The organism is Nostoc sp. 'Peltigera membranacea cyanobiont' 232 (genome assembly GCF_002245985.1).
In the GTDB taxonomy this organism is placed as follows: domain Bacteria; phylum Cyanobacteriota; class Cyanobacteriia; order Cyanobacteriales; family Nostocaceae; genus Nostoc.
Map to the genome: position 1 here is coordinate 1 of NZ_NOLK01000219.1, position 9,745 is coordinate 9,745.

Consider the following 9,745-nt stretch of genomic DNA (forward strand, 5'->3'; position numbering starts at 1 on the left):
AATGAACCACGAGTCCGTAAACGTCGCCCAAAAATTTACCCCTTGATGACGAAACCCCGGCATGAATTACGCAAGCAATTGCAAACTGCTTAAACCGCAAGGGTTTCGGCTTTTCTTAGTGCCATTCGGTCACGTTCAAATCTGATTTTGCGCGAATTGCCCACGACCAACGATGGTCGCGTAACCAACGGATGAATGCACCGTGTTCAAACCCTCGATCTGCTAATAATCTCACTTTGCATCCTGATGGCAACATTCGCAGTGTGGTTTCCAAGACTGGACGATAATCCTCATAGCCGACTGTGGCGCTGCCATGTTCCAAAACACTCTGTCCTAAAGGAATTGACCTTCCTCCCCAAATTAAACACACCTCTATCAGGCAATATTTATCCCACAACACACTGGTATCAAGAACTAGTGTCATTTCCATTCCCTCCCATGCCTTAAGAAACTGCTCTACCAGAGGGTAATAGAAAGTTTCGGCATTAATTTTCGGGTTATGGACAAAGTAGTTTAATCTTTCCATGTGGCTGCGAGCTTCACAATCTCGATGACTCAAATAGGGCAACCAGTTGCTTAAACAGGCGCTTTGAGCTTGTAAAATCGCTGCTATGTTTTCGCAAAATACTTGGAGATGGCGTTTATCTTCGGGATTTATCCATTGACTTAATTGGGCTTGCACTTGACGATATAGGTGGGGTACTTGCATGGTATGACTTTTTGTGTGGAAACTTGAGCATCTCATGCTGTGCCCCTTCCTGTCACCTCTGTCTGTTTTTAAATCCTACCTATATCTACGTTTCAAGGCTTTTCTGCACCACTAAGGTAATCTACCATAGAATTATTCTCCGCTTTAGCTGTAACATCAATTTAAATAGGCTTATTAGCTAATGTATAAAGAATATTCTCTAAACTGGCGTTATGTTGACGGTAAATTGATATTTCTTTATCTTAAGCGTGTTATTGCCAGAATTTAATTTGAGCGTTCTTAGGTATCAGTATTATGAATATCCCCACCTATCTGCTTTGCATGAATTGTATTAGCATCTACAATCCCACCTGCAAATTGAGAATGATGTATGTTATAAACAGTAGAATAACTTACATTATTTGCTGATATTGGCTTTTGCAAAAATTCTTGAACTTTTACCTCTTCTTCAAGTGGCAATAAGCCTAAATAGTCTTGTCGGTATGGATCATTACTAGTAAAATGATCGCCGTATTGAGCTAAAGAAAAATTTGAAGTGTCTATGGTAAATTTACAATTTAAGTCAAAGTTGAATTGGCCATGTCGTGAGCGGCATTGTAAGTATATTATGAAACGGTTATTGAGATCATCTCTTACTAGAGACCGCTTAAATTCGTGGGCCCTATTATGTGGATCTACAATATGGAGACAGTTAGGAATTGCATATTCAGGTAGAGATAAAGAATATAATGAAAGCTTATTCCATTCGGTAGATATACCATACCAAGAAAGATTAATTTGATAGCTATCCTCTAAGCAACGAAAATATTTTTTGCCTAAACGGCGCGACTCACACTCGGCAAAACCTCTTGCAAAAGATTGAGCTTGCTGTTTATCAAGGAAGTAAAATGGGCCTTCTCTAGGTTCTTCATACTCATCTGCAAAAGCAACAACGATCTCAGTATCGGAGTTACCTGAGCGCATTCTAAATGTTTTTAAAGTACCGTCAGACTGTAGTTGCTCAATGATTAAGCTATGTACAAGCATACAACCTTTTAATGTTTAAGAATTTTTCAATCTCAATCAAAATGTTCTTTAGCACAATCTATTTAATTTATAGCTTTGCTCACGTTTAACAAGAATTTACTCAGCTTCCTGCCAACCTTCTATAGATGCCATCAGGATATTAACTAATGGATGGTCAACTAGTTCTTTCAACGCTTCCATTCCACCTGACTTAAGCGCTCCAATTACTCGTGCTTTTAAAGTTGGATTTTTCTCAATCTCATCAACAGCCTTTGCAACGACCGTCATTTTTTCAGATGTCGTTGCAGTGGGGTATGTCTGACTCAGTTGGTTGAGAAGCTGCTGAATCTCGGCTGCGGCTTCTGCCAAATTCTGACGCTGCTCTGAGTTGTAGTTGGTGATGTTTCCGCCGATTTGGTTTGCGTTTACTGTGTCGGCATTTACTAAACCACCTGCAAACTGAGCGCCTTGTAAGTTAAAACTAGAACTTTTATTACTTACCCTTTGTTGGTTATTTTCACCCTGAACATTATTAATATCGCCATCAACTGAACCACCAACTGAAAAGCCACCGGGATTGTTAGTCATAAAACCTACCTGCTCAACGTTTGAATAAAAGCTGGGACGCTGTAGTGCTGTCACTACCATATTCTGTAAATCAGCAATTCTGCTATCCTTCTCAGCGATAAGTACTTTAACTTCTTGTTCTGCCAGAGCTTTTAACTGATTATAGGTAGCGAAATACTCGGCACTCAGTTCAGATTTATCAGCCGCGATCGCTGTTTTGGCACGGAGCAGAAATTTGTCCTCACCACGCACTTCCATGCCAACAATCCGCAAATCCGCTTCGGGGTTATTTTCTGCTAACTGCTTGAAGGAGATAGCGATCGCTTTCCGCTTGCTACACTGCAATCATGGCGATGGTTTTTAGCAAGCCCTACTGGTGCGTTATATTCCATCTTTGACTAGAAACTCTGCACTTAGTTCTGATTTTGACATTTAAATTTTTAGGTGTAAGATAATAAAATCTGGAAATCAAAAAATTATAAATAAATATTAAGAGTAAAAAATTTGTGAGTAATAGCGATCAATCTGATCTTCGCCAAGAAATCAAGCTAACGAATATTGAACAGCTTTACCAGATTAAGGATGAGAGCGGACAACCTATAGCTTATGAGGAAGCTGATGGGCGACAGCTATTTAATCATTACCGCCACAACCTTACTAATTATGACCAAGTTCTTGACAATATTCGTGCTGAACAAGGCTATTTAACAGGTAGGCAAGAAAAGAAAGCATCTGTAGCTGCTGCTGAACAAGTCCTTGAAAAATACCGTGATGAACACATTAAGGTTATCAAGGATAGTCAGAAAAAGGGGAACCTGCTTAAAACTATAATGCAAAAAGCTGGTGTTGGTACAGCCTCTGCTGTAGTCACTTTCCTCGACTCTTGCTCAGAAAAAATTAAGGAAGTGAGCAAACTAGAGAATAGTCAGCGCACTTTACAGACATGGAATGATACCTACCGAGTACAGCGTGAACTAGTCAAAAAACTGCTGATTGATGAGGGTGTATCCCCAGACACGATTAGTAAGGTCAATAAAATTTATAGTACGCGTTCAGTTAATAAAGCCGTTGAATTAGGCTCAAAACTCTTCAATTTAGAAAAGTCTGAAATTCTCATTTTAGTCAAGTCTGCTATTCGGTATACAAAACTTTGACCGGGAGCAATATCATGAAAATGCAGGATATCAAGCAGGAAGTTTTAAGCCTGACCTGCACAACTAACACTCAGCAGCTTAAGAAAGAGCGTCCCGACCTAACTCAGGGTCGGGATTTACGCTACAAAGAACAGTGGGTTGAGATTCAAAGAAAAGTTAAGCGCCTACAGGAACAGGGACAAGATATGTCTCTGGTGGACATTGAGCAATCAGAGCAAATGCTAAAAAATTCTCTATTTGAAATAGGTCATATTACAGGTTTAAGCAATGACCAAATTGAAATTGATTGGCAGCGTATCAAGCTTGTATCACAATTTGAAGACGTGCATATAGAAGAGTTGTAATAATGCTTCCTATTACTCAGCTAGAATACCTTCCAAAAATAAGCGGCATATATAAAGTTTTAGATGCTAATGGGGATGTCATTTATGTAGGGCAAGCAAAAAATATTCATAGCCGATGGAATAATGGTCATCATAAACTTAGCGAGATTATTGCAGATTATGGTATAGAAGTTTATATTGATTGGGCTGAAATTCCAGAATGGTTATTAAATCGTGCTGAAAATGCTACTACTTCTTTCTATCAACCCAAGCTCAACTTAAAAATTCCCCCTGTAGTTTAATACATAGTATAGATACCTTTACTGCACCGCAATCATGGTGATAGTTTTTGGTAAGCCCTTTCATGCGTCATGCCGGAGAGTGTATACATCAGATGGTGAGACTGTGGTATTGCAAGAGATGATGCGGTGGTATCCTTTGAACAGTAGTAAGGTTAACTGAAGGCAGATGAGGTTTATAAAATCTTTGGCTGATAAGAACTTGTCAAGTAACAACCTTGCCTTTTTCAAGTTAGAAATGTTTTATCAGTAAGCTTTTTAGATAACAAACTGTAAAAGTTATTTTTTGACAGGCTCCAAAATTATTTTTTCTTTCATGCCTCCATTATATTTTCAAGACGCAAAAAATGTACTCTACCTGATTGTTCGCCTGCGACAATTGTTATTCCATCAGATGCAACTGCACAGCAAAGGATAGGAGTATCCCCCGTAAAAGTGGCAATGATCTTTCTTGTTGCCAAATTCCAGACTTTAAGTGTTCTGTCATCAGATGCAGAAATCACCTTTTGCCCATTACAGGTAATAGTAATGGCATTTACTGAGGCTTTATGACCATCGAGGGTGAAAAGTTCTTTCCCTGTTGTCAGATTCCAGACTTTAAGTGTTGTGTCATCAGATGCAGAAATCACCTGTTGACCATCAGGAGTGACAGTGACAGCATTTACAAAATAACTATGACCATCGAGGGTGAAAAGTTCTTCTCCAGTCATCAAATCCCAAACTTTGAGGGTATCGTCATCAGATGCGGAAATTGCCTGCTGTCCATTTGGAGTAATTGCGACTGCTGTTACAGAGTTAATATGACCATTAAGAGTAAGGAGTTCTTTCTTAATCGTTAGATTCCAAACTTTAAGAGTACCATCACTAGAAGCAGAAATTACTCTTTGTTGATCAGGGATGATAGCAATGGCATTTACTGAGTTCGTATGGCCTTTGAGAAAGAAGAGTTCTTTTTTGGTCGTCAAATTCCAGACTTTGAGAGTGCCATCACTAGAAGCGGAAATTATCTGTTGCCCACTGGAAGAGATGGCAACAGCATTTACTGAGCTAGTATGCCCTTTGAGAGAGAAGAGTTCTTTTTTGGTCGTCAAATTCCAGACTTTGAGAGTGCCATCACTAGAAGCAGAAATTATCTGTTCCTCACTGGGAGAAACGGCAACAGCATTTACTGAGCTACTATGATCCTTGAGAGTAAAAAGTTCTTTGTTAGTTGTCAGATTCCAGATTTTGAGAGTGCCATCAACGGAAGCGGAAACTACCTGTTCCCCATTTGGAGTAAATGCAACGGATGTTACTGAGCTACTGTGACCTTTGAGGGTGAATAGCTTTTCACCTGTGGTCAAATTCCAGAATTTAAGATTGTTGTCCGAGCAAGCGGAAATAACATATTTACTATTAGGAGTGATAGCTACAATTTTTACACCAAACTTCATACGCTGAAAAAGTTTTTCTTCAGTTGGCATATTTCTGGCTTTGAGCATAGTGTCATCAGATGCAGAAATCACCTGTTGTCCATTTGGGATGACAGTGACGGCATTTACAAAATCGCTATGACCAATGAGAGTGAAGAGTTCTTTTCCAGTATCCAGATCCCAAACTTTGAGCATAGTGTCATCAGATGCAGAAATCACCTGTTGTCCATTTGGGATGACAGTGACGGCATTTACAAAATCGCTATGACCAATGAGAGTGAAGAGTTCTTTTCCTATATCTAGATCCCAAACTTTGAGCGTCTTGTCCCAAGAAGCAGAAATCACCTGTTTTCCATTAGGAGTCACGGTGATGGCTTTTATCCAAAAACGATGACCAATGAGAGTGAAGAGTTCTTCTCCTGTGGTTAAATTCCAGACTTTAAGGGTGTTATCATTTGAAGCAGAAATTACTTTTTGCCCATCAGGGGTGACGATGACTGCGCTTAACGAACTACGATGACCAATAAGAGTGAAAAGTTCTTTCCCTGTAGTTAGATTCCAGACTTTAAGGGTATTATCATCTGAAGCAGAAATCACCTGTTGAGCGTTTGGAGTGATGGCAACAGATTTTACTTTGTCGCTATGACCAATAAGAGTGAAAAGTTTTTCCCCTGTGGTTAGATTCCAGACTTTAAGGGTGTTATCATTTGAAGCAGAAATCACCTTTTGTCCGTCAGGGGTAACGGCGACAGATGTTACTGAGCTATTGTGACCTGTAAGAGTGAAGAGTTCTTCTCCCGTGGTTAGATTCCAGACTTTAAGGGTGTTATCATTTGAAGCAGAAATTACCTTTTGTCCGTCAGGGGTAACGGCGACAGATGTTACTGAGCTATTATGACCTGTAAGAGTAAAGATTAAACGTCCTCCAGGGGGTGTTAAGCTTGCGCTCAAAGGACACAGCCAAGGAGTAGTTGTCTTCTGCTTGATTTGCGCTAGTAATTCCTGAATTTCCTCTGACATTTGCTGATATAGTAACCGTCCGTGCAATTGACTTGCTAATTGTTGCTTATCTATTGCTAGAATATGTGCTGATAGGCGCAAAGTACCTTGAATTAGTTGTAAATTCTCATCTTCTAGCAAAAAATTATAATCTGCTATCAAAGCATTGATATTTGTGTTCTCTAACTTCGCTCGCAACCAGCAAAAATCAGACAGCAATTCTTTTAACTCTCTTTCCCTTCCTCCCGCCTGCAAGTGAAAGGCTAGGTTTTGCCAAATATAACCATCATCTTTTAACGTATGCCAGCCTTGGCAGTATTTTTCACTGTAAGCATTTAATAGGCGATTGTGTAACTCTCTTGTTCCCCCATTTTCGTTTGTTAAGGTGGTGTGTTGCTTTCTAATATAATCAAATTGCAAGTCGTGCAACCGCAAACTTCTCTCTTCATCCCGCAAAGCTAGAGATTTGGTAACCAATTCATCAATAACATCTTGAATATCAAACTCATCTAAGCCTAAAGGTTGCCAAAAAGTCTGCAAAACTCCTTCTTGTATGGGTATATCTTCAGGAAATACTGCAAAATCTAAATATCGCTGTTGGTAATTATCATCTAAAGCTTCCACACTTACCGCAATTGCTTTGAATAAATCTGGATAAGGATAATTAGGGAATTGTTGTTTGATTTTTTCTAAATTAGCACTCCGCAGTTTTTCTAAAATATTTTGCCAGCGATTTGAAGGTTTACTCCGCATCATCGCCCCTACCATTGCCAAAGCTAAGGGCAAATATCCACATTCTCGTACTACCTCTAAGACAACATCATTTTGCGGGGTAGATTGCAATATTTCAGGTTGATTTGCCCAATCTGCCAAAAGTCCTAACGCCCGTCGTGCATCTAAAACCGACAGTTGATATTCTTCTGCTCCTAACCCTGTAACTATCTCTGCATTACGGGTGGTTACTAACATCTGACAACGTTCTCCTAAAGCATCAAACGCTACCGCATGATCTAAACACCATAGATCATCCAAAATCAGTAAGCAAGCTTTATCGGCAAACAATTCCCGCAATCTTGCTTTCGCCAATCCGATATCGGTAAAAGCCGCTTGCTTATCACCTAGCACCTGTGCAACATAGGATTGCCAAGTTAAAATCTGAGGCTTTTGTCCAAATGTTACCCAAAACACCCCATCAGAAAATGTCTGTCTAACTTCTATATCCCGCGCCAAGGCTGTAGCTAAGACTGTTTTACCAATTCCACCCATTCCTTGCACTCCAAGACGGCGATTTTTTGTGGTACTACCCAGAGGTACTTTTGTCAGCGAAAACACTTTGTGCTTTAAGGGTGCAATTTCTTCCAAACGGGCTAAAAAGTGTGGTGGTAGTTCTGGGACATTAATAAGATTTCCTATATGGCGATTTTTGTATTCTTGTTGATTTAGTTCCGTTTCATAAATATCGTCAGAACTATTTAAAAAATATATATTTATAATATTTTGGCGATTGTGACTATCTATATTTATTGTATTGCTATCACCTTGAACAACTTTATTATCTTTACCTTGAACGCCTCGATTTTGATTCCCCTGTATTAAATTTTGAGATGTAGAGCTATCAGCCTGTTGTGTTGAATTTACATCAGGCTGTTGTGACTCTAAATTCTCAGGCTGCTGATTCATAAATCAGTACTACAATCCCAATAAATGAGAACCAGCTACCGCTCCTAGCCAGCTTGCAATTTTTATGATGATTGGCTTGGCTGTTGTCCAAATTTTCTGTCCTGCTTCTACACTCTTGCTAGTTTTTTCAAGTGTTTCTGCCACACCTGTTAAACGGTCTAATGCACGTTGTTTATTTGGTTCTTCTTTATCTGTGGCTTTCTTAGCTGCACTCAAATCTTCAACTACTTCTTGTTTGATATCTGTTGGTAATTCTGCCCTTTGAATTAGGTTTTCTAATTCTGCCAGTAATTTGACAACATCCTCTTTAGTGAGCGATTCTCCTGTATCTGCACCTGTTTGGTTATGCTGTGTTACTTGATTTCCGTCACCAAGGACAGCCTGATTATTATCTCCTTGAACTGCTCGGTTATTATCACCTTGGACGTTGTTAACGTTGCCGCCAACTGAACCACCAACTGAAAAGCCACCGGGATTGTTAGTCATAAAACCTACCTGCTCAACGTTTGAATAAAAGCTAGGACGCTGTAGTGCTGTCACTACCATATTCTGTAAATCAGCAATTCTACCATCCTTCTCAGCGATAAGTGCTTTAACTTCTTGTTCTGCCAGAGCTTTTAGCTGATTATAAGTAGCGAAATACTCCGCATTCAGTTGCGATTTATCGGCTGTGATCGCTGTTTTTGCACGAAGCAATAACTTATCTTCGCCTCGCACTTCCATTCCCACAATCCGCAAATCCGCTTCGGGGTTATTTTCTGCCAACTGCTTGAAGGAGATAGCGATCGCTCTGGGGTCAACTCCTTGGTTGTGGTATAGATCGAGTGTGTCGAAGATGGGCTTGATGAAATCCTCAAACTCTCCCAGAGCAAATACTTCCTGGTGATTGTCAGGTTTACGATGTTGGTTTAGGTTATCTGGGGTGGGCAAGCGCATATAAACATATTTACATCGCACCTCGTCAAATTTGGTGTCAGTCGTGATATTCCAATCTTTAATGAATGCGCCTGTGAGAGTTGCCCCTGTAAAATCAGTGCCGTCAAGTTGGGTTTGTACTAGCTTGGCTCCAGATAAATTTGCATCTTGTAAGTTAGCATGGCTCAAGTCCGCACCAATGAAACTGGCATATTCTAAGTTAGCGTCTTTCAATTTAACTCCACGCAGGTCTTGGCGATCAAATGTTATATCTTGTCCTTGCTTAGTAACTAATAAATCACGTACTTGAGCATTTTGAAGGTAGGTTTTTTCAAGTTGAGCATAGTCAAGCATTTGAGATTGGTAGAAATCAGTATTTATTAAAGTCGCATTTCTCAAATCCGCATTTCTAAGTTGCGCTTTCCTAAAGCTGGTATTAGTCAAGTCAGCTTTATGAAAATTTGTACTACCTTTAGAAGCTATAGCAACAGCAGTATTACGAATAAAGTTGTATTTTTTATTTCCTTCTATTGCTTGGTAACTCATGTAAAGACTCAGGGTTAGCGCATCTCAAACTCTATTGACAGTTGGATTCTAGCAGAGAGTTAAGTTTGAGAAAGCCGCCGTCAAAACGGAAAGCATATACTGATCATTCATAGCGGCTCGCCGAGACTTTTGGCGA

Annotated in this window: 7 protein-coding genes and 1 pseudogene; 3 read left to right on the forward strand and 5 right to left on the reverse strand. The window is 39.7% G+C overall.

Translation table 11 applies throughout. The features are described from left to right. Positions 1-127: 127 nt before the first annotated feature. The 3 genes and pseudogenes from CDG79_RS36600 to CDG79_RS44480 form a co-directional block, all read right to left on the reverse strand. A pseudogene (locus tag CDG79_RS36600) lies at positions 128-709 on the reverse strand (transposase); the annotation flags it as partial. 279 nt (positions 710-988) lie between these two features. Further along, positions 989-1,735 (reverse strand): hypothetical protein, encoded by a 747-nt coding sequence (locus CDG79_RS36605; protein ID WP_094346464.1) that lies wholly within the window; start codon positions 1,733-1,735, stop codon positions 989-991. 96 nt (positions 1,736-1,831) lie between these two features. Then, positions 1,832-2,626 carry a hypothetical protein gene (locus CDG79_RS44480; RefSeq protein WP_223278569.1) on the reverse strand — a complete coding sequence of 265 codons (795 nt, stop codon included), beginning with the start codon at positions 2,624-2,626 and terminating at the stop codon, positions 1,832-1,834. Between the two features lie 161 nt (positions 2,627-2,787). Here CDG79_RS44480 and CDG79_RS36615 point away from each other — a divergent pair, with 161 nt between their 5' ends. Genes CDG79_RS36615 through CDG79_RS36625 form a run of 3 tightly spaced genes read left to right on the forward strand, consistent with a single transcriptional unit; the run spans position 2,788 to position 4,060 of the window. Beyond that, entirely contained in the window at positions 2,788-3,435 is a 648-nt protein-coding gene (locus tag CDG79_RS36615; protein ID WP_094346465.1) for a hypothetical protein, read from the forward strand. Positions 3,436-3,449: 14 nt separating this feature from the next. After that, positions 3,450-3,779: a hypothetical protein gene (locus tag CDG79_RS36620; protein WP_094346466.1), complete on the forward strand. Its 330-nt coding sequence runs from the start codon at positions 3,450-3,452 to the stop codon at positions 3,777-3,779. A gap of 2 nt (positions 3,780-3,781) precedes the next feature. Next, positions 3,782-4,060 carry a GIY-YIG nuclease family protein gene (locus tag CDG79_RS36625; RefSeq protein ID WP_094346467.1) on the forward strand — a complete coding sequence of 93 codons (279 nt, stop codon included), beginning with the start codon at positions 3,782-3,784 and terminating at the stop codon, positions 4,058-4,060. 311 nt (positions 4,061-4,371) lie between these two features. On the opposite strand, the gene CDG79_RS36630 is transcribed toward CDG79_RS36625, so the two are convergent. Further along, positions 4,372-8,148, reverse strand: coding sequence for an NB-ARC domain-containing protein (locus CDG79_RS36630; protein ID WP_094346468.1), 3,777 nt, complete (start codon positions 8,146-8,148; stop codon positions 4,372-4,374). A gap of 9 nt (positions 8,149-8,157) precedes the next feature. Continuing rightward, positions 8,158-9,609, reverse strand: a complete 1,452-nt coding sequence (locus CDG79_RS36635; protein WP_223278570.1) for a pentapeptide repeat-containing protein — start codon at positions 9,607-9,609, stop codon at positions 8,158-8,160. Positions 9,610-9,745 lie beyond the last annotated feature (136 nt).

Coding starts and splice junctions, on each gene's coding strand:
- CDG79_RS36605 (WP_094346464.1), bottom strand. CDS start 1,735: ATGCTTGTACATAGCTTAATCATTGAGCAACTACAGTCTGACGGTACT.
- CDG79_RS36620 (WP_094346466.1), top strand. CDS start 3,450: ATGAAAATGCAGGATATCAAGCAGGAAGTTTTAAGCCTGACCTGCACA.
- CDG79_RS36625 (WP_094346467.1), top strand. CDS start 3,782: ATGCTTCCTATTACTCAGCTAGAATACCTTCCAAAAATAAGCGGCATA.
- CDG79_RS36630 (WP_094346468.1), bottom strand. CDS start 8,148: ATGAATCAGCAGCCTGAGAATTTAGAGTCACAACAGCCTGATGTAAAT.
- CDG79_RS36635 (WP_223278570.1), bottom strand. CDS start 9,609: ATGAGTTACCAAGCAATAGAAGGAAATAAAAAATACAACTTTATTCGT.